The organism is Pseudomonas sp. IT-P218, from assembly GCF_949767605.1.
GTDB classification, from domain to species: domain Bacteria; phylum Pseudomonadota; class Gammaproteobacteria; order Pseudomonadales; family Pseudomonadaceae; genus Aquipseudomonas; species Aquipseudomonas putida_AE.
This window is the reverse complement of record NZ_CATKQQ010000002.1, coordinates 44,937-64,608: the sequence shown is the minus strand read 5'-3', so window position 1 is coordinate 64,608 and position 19,672 is coordinate 44,937. Positions and strand designations below refer to the sequence as shown.

At 62.6% G+C, this 19,672-nt stretch carries 16 protein-coding genes; 10 read left to right on the top strand and 6 right to left on the bottom strand.

The window, feature by feature from the left end:
• Positions 1-42 precede the first annotated feature (42 nt).
• The 3 genes from ACM6I6_RS01260 to ACM6I6_RS01250 are packed head-to-tail and all read right to left on the bottom strand — an operon-like array spanning position 43 to position 4,050.
• The gene (locus tag ACM6I6_RS01260; protein WP_274074666.1) at positions 43-1,128 is read right to left on the bottom strand and encodes an MBL fold metallo-hydrolase; all 1,086 of its coding nucleotides are present in this window, start codon (positions 1,126-1,128) and stop codon (positions 43-45) included.
• Complete coding sequence (locus tag ACM6I6_RS01255; RefSeq protein WP_414919264.1) at positions 1,121-2,968, bottom strand: long-chain-acyl-CoA synthetase; 1,848 nt, start codon at positions 2,966-2,968, stop codon at positions 1,121-1,123. Before ACM6I6_RS01255 ends, ACM6I6_RS01260 begins: the two co-directional genes overlap by 8 nt.
• Complete coding sequence (locus ACM6I6_RS01250; RefSeq protein WP_274074664.1) at positions 2,965-4,050, bottom strand: alkene reductase; 1,086 nt, start codon at positions 4,048-4,050, stop codon at positions 2,965-2,967. The genes ACM6I6_RS01255 and ACM6I6_RS01250 overlap by 4 nt, the downstream gene beginning before the upstream one ends.
• Positions 4,051-4,304: 254 nt before the next feature.
• Here ACM6I6_RS01250 and ACM6I6_RS01245 point away from each other — a divergent pair, with 254 nt between their 5' ends.
• Positions 4,305-5,633, top strand: coding sequence for a spinster family MFS transporter (locus ACM6I6_RS01245; protein ID WP_274074663.1), 1,329 nt, complete (start codon positions 4,305-4,307; stop codon positions 5,631-5,633).
• 489 nt (positions 5,634-6,122) lie between these two features.
• On the top strand, positions 6,123-6,557 hold the full coding sequence (locus tag ACM6I6_RS01240) for a nuclear transport factor 2 family protein (protein ID WP_274074662.1): 435 nt from the start codon (positions 6,123-6,125) through the stop codon (positions 6,555-6,557).
• Positions 6,558-6,628: 71 nt separating this feature from the next.
• Here ACM6I6_RS01240 and cysQ read toward each other — a convergent pair whose 3' ends face one another.
• Complete coding sequence (gene cysQ / locus ACM6I6_RS01235; protein ID WP_323607345.1) at positions 6,629-7,393, bottom strand: 3'(2'),5'-bisphosphate nucleotidase CysQ; 765 nt, start codon at positions 7,391-7,393, stop codon at positions 6,629-6,631.
• Between the two features lie 438 nt (positions 7,394-7,831).
• Between cysQ and cysD the strand changes: the two genes are divergently transcribed.
• The 8 genes from cysD to ACM6I6_RS01195 all read left to right on the top strand — a co-directional run bounded on the left by cysD (position 7,832) and on the right by ACM6I6_RS01195 (position 16,248).
• On the top strand, positions 7,832-9,424 hold the full coding sequence (gene cysD, locus ACM6I6_RS01230) for a sulfate adenylyltransferase subunit CysD (protein WP_323627881.1): 1,593 nt from the start codon (positions 7,832-7,834) through the stop codon (positions 9,422-9,424).
• A complete protein-coding gene (gene cysN / locus ACM6I6_RS01225; protein WP_414919263.1) occupies positions 9,424-11,337 on the top strand; it encodes a sulfate adenylyltransferase subunit CysN in 1,914 nt (637 codons plus the stop codon). The genes cysD and cysN overlap by 1 nt, the downstream gene beginning before the upstream one ends.
• Before the next feature lie 69 nt (positions 11,338-11,406).
• Entirely contained in the window at positions 11,407-12,519 is a 1,113-nt protein-coding gene (locus tag ACM6I6_RS01220; RefSeq protein WP_274074659.1) for a DUF1214 domain-containing protein, read from the top strand.
• Positions 12,516-13,703, top strand: a complete 1,188-nt coding sequence (locus tag ACM6I6_RS01215) for a sulfotransferase (protein WP_323607344.1) — start codon at positions 12,516-12,518, stop codon at positions 13,701-13,703. The genes ACM6I6_RS01220 and ACM6I6_RS01215 overlap by 4 nt, the downstream gene beginning before the upstream one ends.
• Before the next feature lie 31 nt (positions 13,704-13,734).
• Positions 13,735-14,451, top strand: a complete 717-nt coding sequence (locus ACM6I6_RS01210; RefSeq protein ID WP_274074657.1) for a hypothetical protein — start codon at positions 13,735-13,737, stop codon at positions 14,449-14,451.
• A 21-nt stretch (positions 14,452-14,472) separates the two neighbouring features.
• Positions 14,473-14,928: a nuclear transport factor 2 family protein gene (locus ACM6I6_RS01205; RefSeq protein ID WP_274074656.1), complete on the top strand. Its 456-nt coding sequence runs from the start codon at positions 14,473-14,475 to the stop codon at positions 14,926-14,928.
• Positions 14,929-14,948: 20 nt separating this feature from the next.
• Positions 14,949-15,416, top strand: a complete 468-nt coding sequence (locus ACM6I6_RS01200; RefSeq protein ID WP_414919262.1) for an SRPBCC domain-containing protein — start codon at positions 14,949-14,951, stop codon at positions 15,414-15,416.
• Between the two features lie 40 nt (positions 15,417-15,456).
• Positions 15,457-16,248 carry an SDR family oxidoreductase gene (locus ACM6I6_RS01195; RefSeq protein WP_274074654.1) on the top strand — a complete coding sequence of 264 codons (792 nt, stop codon included), beginning with the start codon at positions 15,457-15,459 and terminating at the stop codon, positions 16,246-16,248.
• 262 nt (positions 16,249-16,510) lie between these two features.
• On the opposite strand, the gene ACM6I6_RS01190 is transcribed toward ACM6I6_RS01195, so the two are convergent.
• Together ACM6I6_RS01190 and ACM6I6_RS01185 are read right to left on the bottom strand one after the other, a co-directional pair.
• Entirely contained in the window at positions 16,511-17,869 is a 1,359-nt protein-coding gene (locus tag ACM6I6_RS01190) for a DUF1329 domain-containing protein (RefSeq protein ID WP_274074653.1), read from the bottom strand.
• Positions 17,870-17,985: 116 nt separating this feature from the next.
• Positions 17,986-19,668 (bottom strand): class I adenylate-forming enzyme family protein, encoded by a 1,683-nt coding sequence (locus ACM6I6_RS01185; RefSeq protein ID WP_274074652.1) that lies wholly within the window; start codon positions 19,666-19,668, stop codon positions 17,986-17,988.
• Between the last annotated feature and the right edge of the window lie 4 nt (positions 19,669-19,672).

Below are 19,672 nucleotides of genomic sequence, written 5' to 3'. Positions count from 1 at the left end.
CTGGCTGCCTGGAATGTTCAACACTGCTGCCGTGCTGCCCGCTCAAAAAACCTTGAGCGGGGTAACAGCGCACGCTCCCCTTACAGCACGCCGAAAGCGATATCGCCCCCGGTCCTCTTCCCGTTCCAGCGACCCTTCGGCCACCAGGTAGTTGGCATGGGCCAACGTTTCGCCCAGCGCCATCAGTTCGTCGAAACGACCCGACAGCTTGGGAAACAACACGGCCATCAGTTCGAGCACGGTGCGCGGCTCGTCACAGTTGGCCAGCACCTGCGCCAGATGCCCTTGGTGGTGGGCATGCAGTTGATCCAGGCGCTCATGCAAATTGAAAAACGGCCGCTCGTGCGCCGGCAGCACCAGCACGCTGTCGGGCAAACTGCGCAGGTGCTCGATGGAATCGAGCCAGTCACGCAGCGGGTTGGCCAACGGCTCCGTGGCATGCACGCCGACGGTGGAGGTAATGCGCGGCAGCACCTGGTCGCCGGAGATCAGCAAGCCGTCATCGGCGGCGTACAGGCAGGCATGTTCCGGCGAGTGGCCGCGACCGATGACCACCTGCCAGGTGCGGCCCCCGATAGCCAGGACGCTGCCCTCGCACAAACGGCGGTAATGGTTGAGTGGCGCCGGCAGGAAATGCGCATTGCTCATCACCGCGAACATCTCGCTGCTGTGCTCGTCGGTCACGCCGGCCTTGCGGTAGAAATCGAGGAAATCCCAGCCCGGTGGCTGTTCGGCGGGAAACTTGAGATGCAGTGAGTGGAACTCGCTGGCGGTCATGTACACCGGGCAATGAAAACGTTCGCTGAGCCAGGCGGCGACCCCGGCATGGTCGGAGTGAAAGTGGGTGCAGACCACCGCCAGCACGGGCAGCCCGCCGCACACTTCACTGAGCACCCGGTCCCAGACCTCCCGGGTTTGCGCGGTGTTCATGCCGGTGTCGACCACCACCCAGCCATCGGTATGGCGCAGCAGATAGAGGTTGATGTGGTCCAGGCGAAACGGCAGCGGCATGCGCAGCCACCACACGCCCGGCGCCACTTCACGCACCTGCCCGGAGTCCGGCGCCTGCGGCCAGGGGTACCGCAGGCCGCTGCGCAGTTCGTGACCGTTGGCGTCGAGATCAGCCATGGTCGGCCACCGCGAAGGGGGTCAGGCCGGCACGAGCCAGGGCTTCTGGCGAATAGGGCACATAGCTGCGGGCCTGTTCGTCGCGGATGAACAGCGGATCGCTGCATCGAGTCGGGCAGTAACCCTGGCGCTGCAGATCGACCTTGCGCAGCTTGTAGCTGGCCGTCAGGTCTGCCGCCTGGGTGACCCGTACGAACACCGGTGCCGCATAACGCGGCAGGCGCGCTTCACTGAGGGCGTACAGGGCGGCGGGATCGAAAACCTGGCCTGCCTGCATCAGCACGGCGGCCATGCCGGCGCGTCCTTCATGGCCCGGCACCTGGACGCCATAGATGTTGATCAGCTCCAGGCCCGCCAGATCGCCCAGGGCGTCGGCCACTTCCAGGGTCGAAACGTTTTCGCTTTTCCAGCGATAGGTATCGCCGATGCGGTCGACGAAGTAGCAGTAACCGTCGGCGTCCTCACGCACCAGGTCGCCGGAACTCCAGTAGGCATCGCCTTCGCGAAACACATTGCGGCGGATCTTGCTCTCGGTCGCCTCGGCCGAGGTGTAACCCTCGAAACGCCCGCCGCCGATCTCTGGGTGATCGACGATAAAGCCCATGGCCTCGCCAACCTCACCCACTTTGCAGACTTGATAGAAGCCGTTTTCATCCCGTGGATGGCAGTCGTTTTCAATGTCGTAACGCACCAGCCGCAGGTTGGTCTTGTTCCAGTCCGGCACCCGTCCGCAGGAACCAAAATAGTTGTCGACGTTGATCAGTGCCGAATTGGCTTCGGTGGCACCCCAACCCTCGTACACCTGGATCGGGCCGAAGCGTTCCAGCCAGCGCTGCCAGGAGTCCGGCGACAGCCCGGCGCCGAGCATGCAGCTGTGTTCGCGCTCGCCCGCCTGAACCGGCTGATTGAGCAGATAGCGGCAGATCTCGCCGATGTACTGGAAGATGCTGATCTGGTGTCGCGCCACATCCTTCCAGAACTCGCGCACGCTGAACTTGCGGCGCACCACGATGGCGGCACCTGCGCGCAGCGCGGTAGAGGTCACCGAGGTGGCCGCGGCGCCGTGGTACAGCGGCAGGCAGCAATAGAACACGTCCTTGCAGGTGGCTTGCAGGGTGACTTCCATCACATCGCCCGAGGACATCCAGCGCATGTGGCTGTAGCGCGCAGCCTTGGGCAAGCCGGTAGTGCCCGAGGTAAAGATCAGCAGCATCGCGGCCTGGGCTTCGATGCGCGCGCGGATATCCCGGGGAAACGGCGTGCGCGGGGCTTTCTCCAGGCGTGCAGCGAAATGCCCGTCGATGCCCTTGGGCAGCGGGCCGCTCCAGGGATTTTCCGCGTCGCGAATCAGCCAGCACGGCAGGTCCGGAAAACCTTCGGTGGCCTGCACATTCGCCAGGCATTCCTCGCCGATCACCAACGCCCTGGCGTCGGTGGTTTGCAACGCATGCAACAGCGCACGGCCGTTGACCTGGGTATTGATGAAGGCCACCACCACCCCGAGCTTGACCAGGCCGAACCAGGTGCAGAAGAACGCCGGGCGGTTTTCCATGGCCAGGGCGCAGACATCGCCGGCGCGCAGGCCATTGGCATAAAAGGTGTGGGCCATCTGGTTGGCCCGGGCATCGACCTCGGCGTAGCTCAGGGTCTGCTCGCCGTAGATCAGAAACGTGCGCTCACCCTGCTCGCTCGCCCGTTGTTCCAGGCGGTCGGCCACGGTGTAGTGATCACCCGGCTTGATCAGCCCGGCGGCGGCCGAGCGCTGGTCGAGCAGTGCCTGGGTCTGTTCCCGTGGGACCGCGCGTGTCGGCAGGCCGTGGCTCAAGTCATTCAGGTTCATTGCGCCACCTCCTGGGCATTGGCTTGATAGGTGCTGTAATCCGAGTAGCCCGCCGGGCCCGGCGTGTACAGGGTCTTGCGGTTGAAACCCGACAGCGGCAGGCCACGCCGCAAGCGCTCCACCAGATCGGGGTTGGCAATAAAGTGACGACCAAACGACACGGCAGCCCCCTCGCCCGACGCGAGAGCGGCACTGGCCGAAGGGCCGTCGAAACCATCGTTGAGGATCAAGGCATGGGGACTGTGCTGGCGCGCCAGGGCGAAGGCATCGAGCTCGGCCAGGGGCGAGCGCATGATGTGCAGGTACGCCAGGCCCAACGGTGCCACGGCTTCGCACAGGGCGGCCGCCGTCTCGGCCGGATCGCGGTCGTCGATGTCGTTGTAGGGGTTGCCGGGGCACAGGCGAAAACCGACACGGCCGGCGCCGATGGCGCTGGCCATGGCCTCGATCACGTCCTTGGCGAAACGCACCCGCCCCGTCACATCGCCGCCGTAGACATCGCTGCGCTGGTTGCTGCCGGAGGACATGAACTGCATCGGGAGGTAACCGCTGGTGCAGTGCAGTTCAACGCCGTCGAAGCCGGCCAGGCGCGCATTCAATGCAGCCTGGCGGTAATCTTCGATGACCTCACCGATGCCTTGCAGGGTCAGCGCCTGTGGCTCGTCAGTGTCCACCAGCCCGGCAGCGTCGCTGAACACCTGGGTGCGTGCACGCAATGCCGAAGGTGCTACCGTGGCCGCCCCGGCCGGCTTGTTGTGGCGGCTGGCGGCGCGGCCGACGTGCATCAGCTGCAAAACGATGCGCCCACCCTCGGCATGCACCGCCTCGGTGACCCGTCGCCAGCCGACGATCTGCTCGTCGCTGTAGATGGCCGGGGTGCGACAATAGCCCAGGCCGCTGGCGGACGGCGCAGTGCCTTCAGCCACGATCAAGCCGGCACCGGCCCGCTGGCGGTAGTATTCGACCATATCGCCGCCGGGTATCGCATCGGCAAGGGCACGGCTGCGGGTCATGGGGGCCATGACGATGCGGTTGGCCAATTGCAGTTCGCCCAGGGCGATCGGCTCGAACAAGACGCTCATTTCAATTCCTCAGCTTCTTATTGTTTTCAGGCTGTCCCAGGGCTTGCCACAACGTGGGCAAACGCTGGCAAGGCAGCGGATACGGGCTGAATGATTGACGTTGGGCGCGAGCGAAACATCGTCCGACAAGACTAGGTTTGCCAACGTGCGCGGCGGCTTGCCTGCAAAGCCGAAAATGGTCTGAATGGACGATGAAAAAAACCCGGTGCACGTAGAGCATCGCGCCAACTAGAACAAAACCGGGAGCACCCGCAGTGAACCAGTCCACCCCCGTCACATGGCGAACGCACTACGCGCTGTTCGTGCTCGCCAGCATCTATGTGTTCAACTACATCGACCGTCAGTTGATGGCGATCCTGATCGAGCCGGTCAAACTCGAGTTCGGCATTTCCGATACCGGCATCGGCTTGCTGTCGGGGGTGACTTTCGCGGTGTTCTACACCGTGTTCGGCTTCCCGCTGGGACGCCTGTCGGACCGCATCGGGCGCAAGCCGGTGATCGCCTTCAGTTGCATCGCCTGGAGCCTGATGACCATGCTTTGCGGCATGGCCGGCAACTTTCTGACCCTGGTGCTGGCGCGGATCGGCGTGGCTGTGGGTGAGGCCGGCGGCACGGCGCCATCGGTGGCGATGGTCTCGGATTTGTATCCGGCCAATCGCCGCTCCACAGCCCTGGCATTCCTGATGCTCGGTTCCAGCCTGGGGGCGGTTGTCGGCCTGGGGCTGGGCGGCTGGATCGCCCAACACCATGGCTGGCGCTACGCCTTCCTGTTGATCGGCGCTCCCGGCATTTTCCTCGGCCTGCTACTGCTGTTGACTGTGCGTACGCCCAAGCGAGTCGTACCGCTGAGCAGCGCCACATTGCCACATGACGGCTGGCTCAAGACCCTCACTGAGCTGTTTCGCATGCCCTCGTTCCTGTGGCTGGTGCTCACCGGCGGCGCGGCGGCGATTGCCGGCTACGCCATCGGTACCTGGAGCCCGAGCTTCCTGATCCGTTCCCACGGTCTGAACATGCAACAGGCCGGATTCCTGGTCGGCGTGGTAGGCGGCGGTGGAGCGGCCATCGGTACGCTGGTCTGCGGCATGCTCACCGACCGCATGGCACGGCGCGATGTCGGCTGGCAAATCGGCGTGCCGCTGCTGGGCACGTTGATCAGCATCCCGTTCGCCCTGGCGTACTTCCTCTGGCCGCAAGGCACGGCGTTCCATATCGGCAGCATCGCCGTGCCGCAGGCGTTCCTGTTCTACAGCGCGTTCGCCTTCTTTGGCGTGTGGTGGGCAACACCCTGCCTGAGCGCCATTACCCATCTTTTCCCGGCGACACGCCTGGCCCAGGCCACGGCGATTTTCGTCATGTCCATGACCCTCCTGGGCGTGGGTATCGGGCCGCTTTTCGTTGGCATGCTCAGCGATTTCTTCGTGCCCACCCTGGGCAGTGAATCGTTGCGCTACGCCCTGGCCTCATCGGTGTCGATGCTGGCGCTGGCCAGCGTATTCCTGGCCCTGGCGTTGCCGCGTTATCGTCAACAGATGAAGAGCCCCGCTGCGTCCCTCGCGGTGATCCGGCCCGTGACTGCCTGACCGCCTTCGCGCATCACCACGCCGCTGCAACCCTTGCCCGGTTGCAGCGGCTTTTTAATGGTTCCTCACGTATTGGCGGGAAACTTGGATGACGCCATTTCTGTAGGAGCGAGCCTGCTCGCGAAAAACCTGAGAGCACCGCGGGGTGCCAGGCTCCCCGCGTCATCGTTGACCTCCATCGCGAGCAAGCTTGCTCCTACACGGTCTTCGTTCCTGTTCAGCACAGTGGGTTTCTGTAGGAGCGAGCTTGCTCGCGAAAAACCTGAGAGCACCGTGGGGTGTCAGGTTCCCCGCGTCATCGTTGACGACCATCGCTGGCAAGCCAGCTCCTACAGTGGATCGAGTGAGGCCGTGGGAGATGGGTTGGCTGTCAGGCCGCCATCGCCGGCAGGCCAGCTCCCACAATGGATTGGGTATAGCCGCGAGAGATTGGTTGGCTGCCAGGCCGCCTTCGCTGGCAAGCCGGCTCCTACAAAAAAGAGGATCACCATGAGCACCAGCGCCATACAGATCAGCAACCTGCTCTACCGTTACGCTGAATACCTGGACAGCGGCCAACTGGTCGAGGCGGCCGAGCTGTTTCGTCATGCCCGGATCAAGCTGCAAAGCCAGGACGCCTTCCTCGATCACAGCGCTTTGCTGGGCGTCTGGCAACAACGAATCAAGCGCTACCCCTGCGGCACACCCCGCACCCGACACATCATCAGCAACCCGATCATCGACCTCGACGAAGTCGCAGGCACCGCGAAGGTGCGCTCCTGCTACACCGTGCTGCAAGCCACCGACACCCTTCCCCTGCAACCCATCGCCAGCGGGCGCTACTTTGATGAGTTTGAACGCATGGACGGCGTCTGGCGCTTCAGCTTTCGTGATTATTCGCATCTGGACATGATGGGGGACTTGAGCGCGCATCTGTCGATGTAGATCGCGCAATCGCCAACACAAAGGGCCTGCTTCCATCCCCGGAAACAGGCCCATGCACAAGCAAATTGCGGCTATAACCCGTGAGCATAGAAATGCGGGTTGTCCAGGCCGGGCTTGCCATAACTCAACGCATCGCCGCCAAGGGTGCGGATCTGTCCACCGGCAGCCACCAGCACCGCATGCCCCGCGGCGATATCCCATTCCATGGTGCGCCCCAGGCGTGGATAAAGGTCGGCCTCACCGCAAGCGACCAGGCAAATTTTAAGCGACGAGCCTGCGCTTTTCAGTGATCGCACCTGGCGCCCGTCGAGGAATTTATCCAGCGCCTGGGCATCGCCATGGGAGCGGCTGGCGACCACGTCCAGGCCCTCTTGCGTCACTGCACGGCAGTTGATTGGCTGGCGCTGCCCGGCCTGTTCGATGAAGGCTCCACAACCACGGGCACCGGCGAACAGTCGCGCAAGCGCAGGTGCGAGAACCACCCCAAGCACCGGCTCACCGTTGTCGATCAGGGCGATATTGACGGTGAACTCACCGTTGCGCTTGATGAACTCCCGGGTGCCGTCCAGCGGGTCCACCAGCCAGAAACGCCTGCCGACCTCGGGCACCTTGCCTGCGGCGGCAGCCTCTTCCGAAATCACCGGAATCTGCGGCGTGAGCGCCGCCAAGGCCTGCAGAATCAAAGCCTCGGCACGCTCATCAGCCTCGGTCACTGGCGACGCATCGTCCTTGCCGCGCACCTCGAAATCCGAACGGTACACCTCCAACACCAGTTCGCCCGCCTGGCGGGCAATCCCGATGACGTCTTCAAGCAGAACAGTCATTGACTCGTTCATGGCAATTCTCCTGTTTTTTGTTCTTCCCATGGTCCATTCGGCCTATGCGCGATTTTCCGGATCCGGGAACAGTACAGACATCCACTCCAACGCCACTGCGCAAATGGATGTTTAACAGGAGCTCCCGTGTCCCACGGCAATCAGCTGTCCGTTCCACAGATCAACAAGCTTCGCCTGCGTGCCGTGCAATTGCGCATCGCCGGTAGCACGCTCAAAGCGATCAGCCAGGACACCGGACTCTCCTCGCCGACCATCATCGCTGCCTACAAGGCGTGGCAAGCCGGTGGATGGAAGGCGGTACCCGTGCGCGAGCGCGGGCGCAAGCAAGGTGAAGGCCGCAGCCTGTCTGCCGAGCAGGAACAGAACATCTACCAGCTGTTGGTGAGCACGCCGCCGGAACGGCACCAGTTACCGTTCCTGCTCTGGCACCTGGAAGCGATGCAGGCACTGGTCAAGCGCCTGCACGACATCGACTTGCCCGAACGCACCGCCGCCCATTATCTGCAACGCTGGCAGCTCAATGCCGAGCGCCCGGCCAAGCGTGTCGCCAATGCTTCGCTGGCGGTACAGCGCTGGTACCGCAGCACCTACCGGGACATCCTCGAACAGGCTCGTACGCAGAATGGCGAGATCCACTGGATCGATGACTACGGTGCCCGCAACGATCAGGGCAAGCTCAGTCACGGGGTGCTGCGCGCGGTGAGCAATCGCGGCAAGGTGCTCTGGCTGCCTTATGAAGACGGCTTGCGCGCGCCCCACCTGCAAGCGTTCTTCGACCGCCTGCATCGCTCGGCAGACCGCAAAGTGTTTGCCCTGCTCTCGGGCATGCACTGGCAACGCGCCGCGACCTTCATCACCTGGGCCGGCGAACGCGCTGAGCGGCTGCAGCTGTTTCATCTGCCCGAAGCCAGCGCAATGCTCAGCGGTGCCCGCGAACTGGCGACCCAGATCGGTCAGCAAGCCGCCCACGTCAACCCTGACGACACACCTGCCGCGGTTGCCAGCACCCCGCCCCGTAACCCCATGCTGCAGATGCTGCGCCTGATGTTAAAACATCAAGTCGCGCATAAGTCCGAATCGCAGCGGTTGTACGTTGATAAACGACAACAACAAAAAGCGAGAGGCAAATCCATGACGCTTACCCATCTGCAACGACTGGAAGCGGAAAGCATCCAGGCAATGCGCGAGGTTGTCGCCGAATCCGACAACCCGGTCATGCTCTACTCCATCGGCAAGGACAGTGCGGTCATGCTGCACCTGGCCATGAAGGCCTTCTACCCGGCCAAGCCGCCCTTCCCTCTGCTGCATGTCGACACCACCTGGAAGTTCCAGGAGATGTATCGCTTCCGCGATCAGATGGTGGCCAAGCTCAACGTCGACCTGCTGACCCACACCAACCCCGAAGGCATTGAAATGGGCATCAGCCCGTTCAAGCACGGGTCGCAGATCCACACCGACATCATGAAGACCGAGGGGCTGAAACAAGCGCTCGATCACTACGGTTTCGACGCGGCCTTCGGCGGCGCACGTCGCGACGAGGAAAAATCCCGGGCCAAGGAGCGGATTTTCTCCTTCCGCTCCGACCAGCACCGCTGGGACCCGAAGAACCAGCGCCCGGAGCTCTGGCACCTGTACAACACGCGCAAACACAAGGGCGAGTCGATCCGCGTGTTCCCTTTGTCCAACTGGACCGAGCTGGACATCTGGCAATACATCTACCTGGAAAACATCCCGATCGTACCGCTGTATTTCGCCGCGCCGCGCCCGGTGGTCGAGCGTGACGGGATGCTGATCATGGTCGATGACGCACGCATGCCGCTGAACCCGGGTGAAGTGCCGATGATGCGCAACGTGCGCTTTCGCACGCTGGGTTGCTACCCGCTCACCGGTGCCGTGGAGTCCGATGCCGACACCCTGCCCAAGATCATTCAGGAAATGCTCCTGACCCGCACGTCCGAGCGCCAGGGGCGAATGATCGACCACGACGCGTCCGCATCGATGGAGAAGAAAAAACAAGAGGGGTATTTCTAATGGCACACGTATCCGACCTGATTGCCGAGGATATCGGGCAATACCTCAAGTCCCACGAGCACAAGAGCCTGCTGCGCTTCATCACCTGTGGCAGCGTGGACGATGGCAAGAGCACGCTGATCGGACGCCTGCTCTACGATTCGAAAATGCTCTTCGAAGACCAGATGGAAGCGCTGGAAGCCGACTCGAAAAAAGACGGCACCCAGGGTGGCGAACTGGACTTCGCGCTGTTGGTGGACGGCCTGGCCGCCGAGCGCGAACAAGGCATCACCATCGACGTGGCCTACCGTTTTTTCTCCACGGAACTGCGCAAGTTCATCGTGGCCGACACCCCGGGCCACGAGCAGTACACCCGCAATATGGTGACCGGTGCCTCCACCGCCGACGTGGCCGTGGTGATGATCGACGCCCGCCGCGGCGTGCTGACCCAGTCCAGGCGTCACAGCTACCTGGCTTCGTTGATCGGCATTCGCAAGGTGGTGCTGGCCGTCAACAAGATGGACTTGATGGACTACTCGGAAAAAGTCTTCAACGCCATCGTCGATGACTACCGCGCGTTCGCCAAGCAGATCAATCTTCAGGATGTCACCGCGATCCCGATGTCCGCGCTGCGCGGTGAGAACATCACCGAGCAGAGCGAGCACATGCCCTGGTATCGCGGCACCACGCTGATGGGCTACCTGGAAACCGTCGAGATCGACGAGGCGCACCAGCAGAAACTGGCGTTCCGCATGCCGGTGCAGTGGGTCAACCGCCCCAACCTGGATTTCCGTGGTTTCACCGGCACCATCGCCAGCGGCATGATTCGTCCCGGCGACCGTGTGCGTGTGTTGCCGGCCGGGCAAGAGAGCCGGATTTCGCGCATCGTGACCCTCGATGGCGACCTGCAACAAGCCGTGGCCGGCCAGTCCATTACCCTCACCCTGACCGACGAAGTCGATTGCAGCCGTGGCGATGTCCTGTCCACCGCAGAAGATCCGGCCAGCGTCGCCGACCAGTTCCAGGTCAGCCTGATCTGGATGCACGAGCAGGCCATGCTCGCCGGCCGCCCCTACCTGATGAAGATCGGCGGCAAGACGTTGCCGGTCACCCTGGCAGTGCCCAAGTACAAGATCAACGTCAACACCATGGAGCACCTGGCAGCCAAGGAACTGGCGCTGAACGAGATTGGCGTGTGCAACCTCTTCACCAGCCAGCCGATCGCTTTCGATCCCTACAAGGACAACCGCGAAACCGGCAGCTTCATTCTCATCGACCGCCTGAGCAACGCCACCGTCGGCGCCGGCCTGATCGAGTTCTCCCTGCGCCGTTCGCAGAACATCCACATGCAGCACGTGGATGTGAACAAGAAGGCACGCGCCGAACAGATGGGCCAGCAGCCGGTGCTGCTGTGGTTCACCGGTTTGTCGGGCGCCGGCAAGTCGGCCATCGCCAACCTGCTGGAAACCCGCCTGTACGCCCGCGGCCGCCATACCTACCTGCTCGATGGCGACAACGTGCGTCACAGCTTGAACCGCGACCTGGGCTTCACCGATGCCGACCGGGTGGAGAACATCCGCCGGGTGGCCGAGGTGTCCAAGTTATTCGTGGATGCCGGGATGATCGTGTTGACCGCCTTCATCTCGCCGTTCCGCTCCGAGCGCGAGATGGCGCGTGGGCTACTGCAGGATGGCGAGTTCATCGAGATCTTCGTCGACACGCCGCTGGCGGTGGCCGAGGAACGCGACCCCAAGGGCCTGTACAAGAAAGTCCGCCGCGGCGAGCTGAAAAACTTCACCGGCATCGACTCACCTTACGAGGTGCCGAGCAAGCCGGACATCCATATCCAGACCAGCAAGCTGACGCCGGAGGGTGCAGTGGACCGGATCATCGAGGTGCTGACCGAGCGCGGTTTCATCGGTCAGGAACGCTAGCCCCGACGCCCGGTTCACGCCTCTGCACAGGCGCTCGAGCTGGGCTCACCCCATCAAGAGAGTCCAACAATGACAATCAGCTCTATTGACGAACAACAGCTGTCGAGTGGCCAGACCTGGGCCACGTTCTGCGATCACCTCAAGCGCTGCGGCGAGCAGATCCTGCGTCCCGAAGCACCTGCCGATGCGGCCACCCGCGCCGAAGGCTTCCGCTACCTCACACGCCTGCTGCGCATCGGCCTGGAGATGCACATCGAGTTTGCCGACCCGGCGTTTCCCAGTTTCTTCAAGACCTCCCACGAGACCGCGAAGATCGGTGCCGACAACCCGGACAATCTCTACGAGTACTCGCGCCTGGACGGCTCGCTGGACTATCGCATCACAGGCCAGCGCGGCAGTGTCGCCTACCTGAGCTTTGGCACCCAGAAAGGCGGTTATGAAACCGACGGCACCCTGATCCAGACCGGCTTCATCGATGCCAGCCAGTTACAACTCGATGACCAGGGCAACTTCGAAATCATCCTCAGCCGCGAACCGCAAGCGGGCAACTGGTTGAAAATGGAAGGCGCCACCAACGCCTTGATCGTCCGCCAGACGTTTCTGGACCGTCGCAGCGAAGTGCCGGCCAAGTTGAGCATTGAACGCATCGGCACCGATGCCAAGCCACTGGCCCTTGACCCGGCGACGTTCCAACAAGGCCTGGCGCGGGTATCGAGCTTCGTCGAGAACACCGCCCGGCTGTTCGCCGACTGGAGCCAAAGCTACCTGCCGCACAGCAATCAGTTGCCCCCGGCCAACCAGGCGCTCTGCCAATCGGTGGGCGGCGATCCAAATATTTTCTATTACCACTCGCACTGGGCGCTGGCCGAGGACGAGGCGTTGGTCATCCACATCGATAAGGTGCCGGACTGCGACTTCTGGAACCTGCAGATCAACAATTACTGGATGGAGTCGCTGGACTACCGCTACCACCGCATCTGCTTCAACAAGCACCAGGCCCGGTACGACGACAACGGCGGGGTGACGCTGGTGCTCAGTGAGCGGGACCCCGGAGTGAGCAACTGGCTGCAAACCGCCGGCGTCCGCCAGGGCACGTTCTGCCTGCGTTGGGTCGGCGCCCGGGAGCAATGCCACCCCACCACTCGCGTGGTAAACGTCGCTGCCGTCGCGGAGGTCGTATGAACGCGCCCAGCCGAATTGAAGATTTGACCGTCGACAAGCTGTTGGCCAGCGCAATCGCTCGCACCGACGGCCTGAGCCATTTTGGCGATGATAACTACCGGGCGTCCCTGCAGGCGCTGCTCGATGCCCTGGCCAGCGAGGCCGGGCTGTCGCAAACCGGCTTGCATCTGCTGGAAGAACGGTTGGTCGGGCAACTGGTCAACCGCCTGGTGATGGAAGACTACCTGAGCCGTTATCCGGAAATAACCCGGATAGAAATCGACGACCCGCTGGTCATCGTCGGCCTGCCGCGCACCGGCACCACCATGTTGCAGCGCACGCTGGCGGTCGACCCACGCTTCTACTGCGCCGCCTGGTGGGAAACCCGTTTTCCGGCACCGCTGGCTGGCGAAACCCTGGCCGCACCGGCCAAGCGCATCGCCCAGGCCAAGGCAGAGGTCGATCTGATGGCCGAGGTGATCCCGCAGATCCTCGCGATCCACCCGCTCGATGCCCTGCTCTGCGATGAAGAGTTCATGCTCATGGAGCATTCCTTCATGTGCGCCATGGACGCCTACGTGAATGTACCCAGCTACACCCGCTGGCTGGATCAGCAGGACCAGCGGCCGGTCTACACGCAACTGAAGAAGATGCTGCAGTTCCTGCAGTGGCAGAAACAGCAACGGGGTGAGACGGCGGCTCAACGCTGGCTGCTCAAGGCGCCACAACACCTGCACACCCTGGATCTGCTACTGGATGTCTTCCCCGGGGCGCAGGTGATCCTGACCCACCGTGAACCGGCCCAGACCATCCCGTCGATGGCCAGCATGGCCCACACCCTGTGGCAGATGTACAGCGACAACCCGGACCCGAAAGCCGCCGGTGAGCAGTGGAACCACCGCATGGCGCGCGGTATCCGCCACACCATGCAGGTGCGCGAGCAGCATGCGCCCGAGCGCTTTCTCGACATCCACTTCGCCGACACCGTGAAGCAGCCGCTGCTGGTACTGGAAAAGGTCTACGCCTTCGCCAACCTGCCGTTCACCGATAAAGCCCGCACCGACGCGCAGGGCTGGCTGGCGCAAAACAGCCGGGAAAAACGTGCCAGCCACGACTACAGCCTGGAACGCTTTGGCCTGAACGAGGCGCAGATGACCCAGGACTACAGCGAATATCGCGCCCGTCACCTGGGCGTCAATCACTGAGCGTCAATCCTGAACAAGGGCTGGAGAAATCATGGAAAAAATCATGTTGACCTTGTGGAAGCCGGCGCGACTCGACGCCGGGCAATGGCGTGCGGTTTTGCTCGGGCTGCGCGACGCATTAGCCGCAGCCGGTGGAGAAAACATCCGCGTCATGCTGGTCGATGAGGCGGTTGCCAGTGCATCCGCGCAACGCATCACCAACAGCGCAGCGCCCCTGGACGGGATGCTGTCGTTGTGGCTGGACAGTGCCTCGCAATGGCCCGCGATCAAGACCATCGTGGCGCCGTTGAGCAGCCGCCTGGAGGCGTATCTGGTGGTGGAATCCGAGCCCTACCCCGAGGAACGCCAGACCCGTGCCGCTCGGTACCGGGTGCCGCTCGGCGAGCGCACACCCGGCATGAACCAGGTGGCGCTGCTGCACAAGCCAGATCGGATGAGCTACGAGCATTGGTACGATACCTGGCGCAACGGGCACGGCCCTAATGCCTATCCACTGCAATCGATCTTCGGCTACCGACAGAACACCGTGGTACGGGCGCTTTCCTTCGGTGCGCCGGTGCTGCACGCCATCGTCGAAGAAAACTTCCCGCCCGAGGCCCTCGGCAATCCGCAAGGTTTTTTCGCCGCCCTGGGCGACCCGGAAAAATGCGTGCAGCGCCAGCAGACCATGTACGAATCGACCAGCACATTCATCGACTTCGAGAAGATCGACTGCATCCTCACCAGCGAGTACCAGCTCAGTGCCTGAATGGCCCCAAGGAGGTTTCACATGTTGGACCTGCAAGCTATCGAGCTGATCAAACAGCTCAAGGCGCGTTATTTTCGCGCCATCGACACCGGCAATATCGAGATGCTCCAGGGCATGCTCACCGAGGACGTCGCCCTGTCGTTCAAGAGCCCTGCCTACGAGTTCCACGTCAACGGTCTGGGCGATGCGCTGGACTTCTACCGCACCTCATTCACCAAGACCCGCCTGGCCACCCACAACGGTCACACCCCGGAAATCGAAGTCGCTGGCGATCAGGCCACAGCCCTCTGGTACCTGAGCTACGTGTTCATCAACCTCGAGGACAACACCCACATGCACGGCAGCGCGATCTACCAGGATCGCTACATCAAGCACGGCGAGCGCTGGATGATCGCCGAGACGGGCTACGAAACCCTGCTCGAGACTCTCCAGCCCTTGAGCGAACAGCTGCAGATCACCTCCAGACCCATCAACTGAATGCACGACAGGAGACCTTCATGGCCAGAGCAGAAAACATAGTGACCTCCCACAAGGTGGAAATTAATGCCCCCGCCCGGGTGGTCTGGGAAGTGCTCATCGATCTGGACAACTACCACCAGTGGAACAGCTTCTGTCCGCACATACGCTGCGGCCTGCAGATCGGCGACGAGGTGCATATGCAGGTGCTTTCCCCCGAGACCGGCGAAACCGTTCCGGTGTTCGAATACCTCGTGGCCTGCGACCCCGAGCAACTGTTGTCCTGGGAGCAGCGCCCCGTCCCGGAAAACATGGACGCCGCCCGCCGCGACCAGTACATCAAGGCCATCGATGCCAACCGCTGCAGCTATTTCACCACCGATATTTTCCTGGGCCTGAACCAGGACACGATCATGCGCGAGCACGGTGCCTGGGTAAAAACCGGCTTCGACCAGATGGCCCTGGACCTGAAACGACGTGCTGAAGCACTGCACGCCAGTCGCACCTGAACGACCCACTCCTTACCAGAACAATAAGAAGGTAATCACCATGTTGCTCAAAGATAAAGTCGTCATCATTTCCGGTATCGGTCCAGGCCTTGGCATCAAGCTGGCCGTGCGCGCCGCGGAGTATCAGGCCAAGGCCGTGGTGTTGGCTGCACGTACCCCGGCCAAGCTGGATCAGGCCGAGCAAGCGGTCCGCGACGCGGGCTACAGCACCCCTATCCTGAAAGTCCCCACCGACATTTCCCGGGTCGATCAGTGCCAGACGCTCGCGGACCTGACGATCGAGCACTTCGGCCGGATCGACGTACTGATCAATTCCGCCTACGCCCACGGCGCCTGGGGCAGTTCCTCCGAGTCGTCAATGGCCGACTGGCGCAATGCGATGGACGTCAACCTGTTCGGCACCATGCACATGACCCAGGCGGTGCTGCCGCAGATGAAGAAACAGAAGTCAGGCAGCATCGTCATGATCAACACCATGGCCACCCGCACCCCCAACCAGCTGGAGTCCGGTTATGCCGTCTCCAAAGGCGCGCTGAAAACCGCCGTGCAATACCTGGCCCAGGATCTCGGCCCGTTCGGCATCCGCGTCAACTCCACCTTCATGGGCTGGATGTGGGGCGCGCCCGTCATCGGTTACTTCGAGAGCGAAGCCAAGCGCCTGGGCGTCCCGATAGAGTCGCTGGTGGACCAGGTCGCGCAACAGATTCCACTGCGCAAGATTCCGCAAGACAGCGACTGCGCCATGGCCGCCCTGTACCTGGCCAGCGACTTCGCCAAGGTCATTACCGGCGCGCAACTGGACGTCAACGGCGGCCACTACCTGCCCTGCTAAGCCCTTGAAGGCGACAAGCCTGCGTATCAGCTACAAACGGCTGCTGGAGATGATCGCATTACCCTGTAGGAGCGAGCTTGCTCGCGAAGAGCCTGAGAGCACCGCGGGGTGTCAGGCTGCCCGCGTCACCGTTGACCTCAATCGCGAGCAAGCTCGCTCCTACAGGTAACGCGTTACCTATTGCTCCCGGGATTCCGTGAAGAACCAAAAAAAAGCCCCACCGAATACCGATGGGGCTTTTGTCATTGCAACGACCCGAAGCTTAACGCCCGATCGCCCGCGCCGCATCCGCGGTGTATTGGTCCGGGGTGAACTTGCCTTCGTTGAGGATCGGCCCCTTTTTCGCTTCGTTGGTCATGCCATAGCCGGTGTACTGGCCGGAGTTCAGGTCCATGAAGAACTGCGAACCGGCCTGCCAGCCGCTCATGTCGGGGTGGTAGTAGTAGTTGATCATGGCGTGCTTCCACAGTTGCCCACGGGCGTCGTAGTTGTCGGCCAGGACCGCGTTCCAGGTGTCTTCGTCGATGAACAGCACACGCTTGCCATAGACATGGCGATAACCTTCCTTCAAGTCGGCCTCCAGCACCCACACCCGGCGCAATTCATAACGCATGAGATCGGGGTTGGGATGGTTGGGGGTCAGCATGTCGGCGTGCTTGACGGTGCCGGCGTTGGGCTTGAAGGCGTTGGCCGGGGTGTAGATCTCGCGCTTGCCGATCAGCTTCCAGGTGAAACGCTCTGGAGAGCCGTTGAACAAGCGGTCTTCGTCGATGGTCATGGTGCCGTTGGTGCCGATCATCGGCTGATCGAAACCGTAGCCCGGCAGTTGCCGTACGCGCCGGGTCGATGGGCTGTAGGTCCAGGCCTGGCGGGCATCGGTGCCGAAGTTGTAGGGTTCATGGGAAATGCTGATGGTGCCGTTGTCGCGGGCCGGCTTGAGGGTCATGTTGTTGCTCATGGCCGCAATCTTGTCTTCGGTCCTGGAGTCGGCGCCCGGTGAGTTACCCAGTGCCAGGTTACGTGCGTAAGCTCGCCCCCAGCCAATGCTGCCGTTGGGCAGGACCGACGCCAGGTCGGAGGTTTTTTCCTCGGTGTAGGCACGTGCCGGCAACTGGTGGTTCCACAGCAATTCCATGCCGTTCCTGGGGATCGGGAACGGCACCTGGCCGATCCCGGTGAAACCGGCACCGTCGTTGACCAGTTGGGCGTGCAGCGCATTGTCCATCACCCGGCGACAGACATAATCGGGGTAGCGAAAATCCCGATGGCCGGGGTAGATGTTCATCTTGTAGGTGGTGGGGTATTTCTTCAGCAGGGCTTTCTGCCCTTCGGTCAGGTGCGACTCGTACTGGCTCATGTTCTGCGCGGTGATCACCAGGATCGGCTTCTCCGCGGCATAGGGATCCACCGGCTGGTCGCCGGAGAATTTCACATGATTCCAGCCTGGCACTTCACCCAGGTATTTGCCGGTGTACGGCGGAATGGTGCCCTCGGCATTGCCGGCCTGCTCGGCGCCGACACAGGTCAGCTCCTTGCCCAGTTTGGCTGCTTCCTGGGGTGACACCGCGGCGTGCGCATAACCCATCAGCCCGCTATTGGCTGTGACTGCGACCGCGAGCATGAGACCTGTTCTTGTTATTTTCATGTGATGCCTCCTACGCTGATAAGGCTTTATGGAATGGACCCATTGTTCGTGTTCTGCCGGCCCGAACATCGTCCGGAAAGACTAAGGCGCCGCTAAGCGCCCAACTTTTCTTGCAGCTGTGCCTTGAGCACCTTGCCGGTGGCATTGCGAGGCAAGGGTTCGCGAACCCGAAAGACCTGCGCCGGCACTTTGTAGGCGGCCAGGCGCTCGGCAATGAATGCGCAGATTTGCGCCTCCTGGGGCAGTGTCGAGGCCTGGCCATGCACGGCCAGCCCTACCGTCTCGCCCAGCAGCGGGTCGGCAATGGCGAACGCCGCCGCCTCCAGGACTCCGGGCATATCGAGGACGCAGGTTTCGATTTCCGCGGCGGAAATCTTCTCGCCACCGCGGTTGATCAACTCCTTGACCCGGCCGGTGATGTGGAGGAATTGCTCTTGGTCGAGGTAACCGATATCGCCAGTGTCCAGCCAACCGTCGCGCAGGCTTTGCGCAGTGGCTTCGGGCAGGTTCCAGTAGGCGCTCATCAAGGTTGGGGAACGCAACCAGATCACCCCGCGAGTACCCGCCACCTGTGGCTGGTCAGGGCTGTCACCGATACGAATATCGACGATCGGCAGCGCCCAACCTGCCGTCTGCGGCTTGTACACGAACGGGTCGCCGCCGATAGCCGCGCCGATGCCATTGCTTTCGGTCAGGCCGTAGCCGGCACCGCCGATGACGTCGGGCTTGAGCTTGAGCATGTTGTCCAGCACCCCGGCGGACGACGCTGCACCGCCCAGACCAAGACCGAACAGGCTGGCGGTGTGCTCGCTGCCAAAGCGTGGCGACGCAAGCAGTTGCTGCATCATCACCGGCGCCCCGTTGAACTGGGTACAGCGCTCATCGCGAATGAGGTCGATGGCACGTTCGACATCCCACTTGTACATCAGCATCAAGCGCCGACCGCCGCGCAGTGCCGACAGGAATTGCGCATGCAAGCCGCTGACATGGAACAGCGGCACAGCCGCCAGCGTGGTGGGTGGATAGCCGCTGTTGATCACCACGCCGATACGCTCGGGCGAGCTCATGGCGCAAAACGCGCCCTGGAAATCCAGGGCAAACAGCGCCTGGCAAATGGCCCGGTGACTGGACACGGCGCCCTTGGCGCGGCTGGTGGTGCCCGAGGTGTAGAGGATCAGTGCCGGCGCCTCAGGATCGATTTCCAGCGTGGGCACAGGTTGTGCCGGGGCGCTGATCAAGTCCTCGAAACGCAGGCAATTTTCGGGCAAGCTTGCTTCCCCGGCCCCGACGACGATCGTGGCGCGCTGCTCGCGGGCCAGGTCTTCGCGCAGGGTATCGAGGCGCGCTTGGTCGCATAGCAGCAGGCGCGAACCGCTGTCCTGCAACGCGTATTGCAACTCGTCGCGCAGGCCCCAACTGTTAAGCGGCACACACACCGCGCCACAGCGCACGATCGCGGCGAAGGCCACCAGCCAAGCCGGCTGGTTGCGCATGGCAATCGCCACCCGCTCGCCCGGTTGCAGGGCAAAACGGGCGACCATCTGCCCGGCCAGGCGGTCGACCTGATCGAAGAACTGGTTGAAGGTCAGGCGCTGCGATTGCCAGACCAGGAACTCCCGGTCACCGTGAACCCGACCGGCGTCGAACACCTGCAGCAAGTCGTGCGCGGCGTGACGAAAGTAACGTGGAGCGCCGTCATCGGGCGTCACCACTTCGAACGGCGCACCGGGGGCGATCAGTTCGCGCCATGCGGTTTGCCAGCGTTCAATGCTCATGTTT

What these genes read in the sequence shown, in the direction of transcription:
- ACM6I6_RS01190 (WP_274074653.1), bottom strand. Translation starts at nt 17,869, where the DNA reads ATGCTCGCGGTCGCAGTCACAGCCAATAGCGGGCTGATGGGTTATGCG.
- cysQ (WP_323607345.1), bottom strand. Translation starts at nt 7,393, where the DNA reads ATGAACGAGTCAATGACTGTTCTGCTTGAAGACGTCATCGGGATTGCC.
- ACM6I6_RS01250 (WP_274074664.1), bottom strand. Translation starts at nt 4,050, where the DNA reads ATGAGCGTCTTGTTCGAGCCGATCGCCCTGGGCGAACTGCAATTGGCC.
- ACM6I6_RS01200 (WP_414919262.1), top strand. Translation starts at nt 14,949, where the DNA reads ATGGCCAGAGCAGAAAACATAGTGACCTCCCACAAGGTGGAAATTAAT.
- ACM6I6_RS01205 (WP_274074656.1), top strand. Translation starts at nt 14,473, where the DNA reads ATGTTGGACCTGCAAGCTATCGAGCTGATCAAACAGCTCAAGGCGCGT.
- ACM6I6_RS01185 (WP_274074652.1), bottom strand. Translation starts at nt 19,668, where the DNA reads ATGAGCATTGAACGCTGGCAAACCGCATGGCGCGAACTGATCGCCCCC.
- cysN (WP_414919263.1), top strand. Translation starts at nt 9,424, where the DNA reads ATGGCACACGTATCCGACCTGATTGCCGAGGATATCGGGCAATACCTC.
- ACM6I6_RS01215 (WP_323607344.1), top strand. Translation starts at nt 12,516, where the DNA reads ATGAACGCGCCCAGCCGAATTGAAGATTTGACCGTCGACAAGCTGTTG.
- ACM6I6_RS01210 (WP_274074657.1), top strand. Translation starts at nt 13,735, where the DNA reads ATGGAAAAAATCATGTTGACCTTGTGGAAGCCGGCGCGACTCGACGCC.
- cysD (WP_323627881.1), top strand. Translation starts at nt 7,832, where the DNA reads ATGCAGGCACTGGTCAAGCGCCTGCACGACATCGACTTGCCCGAACGC.
- ACM6I6_RS01255 (WP_414919264.1), bottom strand. Translation starts at nt 2,968, where the DNA reads ATGAACCTGAATGACTTGAGCCACGGCCTGCCGACACGCGCGGTCCCA.
- ACM6I6_RS01260 (WP_274074666.1), bottom strand. Translation starts at nt 1,128, where the DNA reads ATGGCTGATCTCGACGCCAACGGTCACGAACTGCGCAGCGGCCTGCGG.
- ACM6I6_RS01220 (WP_274074659.1), top strand. Translation starts at nt 11,407, where the DNA reads ATGACAATCAGCTCTATTGACGAACAACAGCTGTCGAGTGGCCAGACC.
- ACM6I6_RS01195 (WP_274074654.1), top strand. Translation starts at nt 15,457, where the DNA reads ATGTTGCTCAAAGATAAAGTCGTCATCATTTCCGGTATCGGTCCAGGC.
- ACM6I6_RS01240 (WP_274074662.1), top strand. Translation starts at nt 6,123, where the DNA reads ATGAGCACCAGCGCCATACAGATCAGCAACCTGCTCTACCGTTACGCT.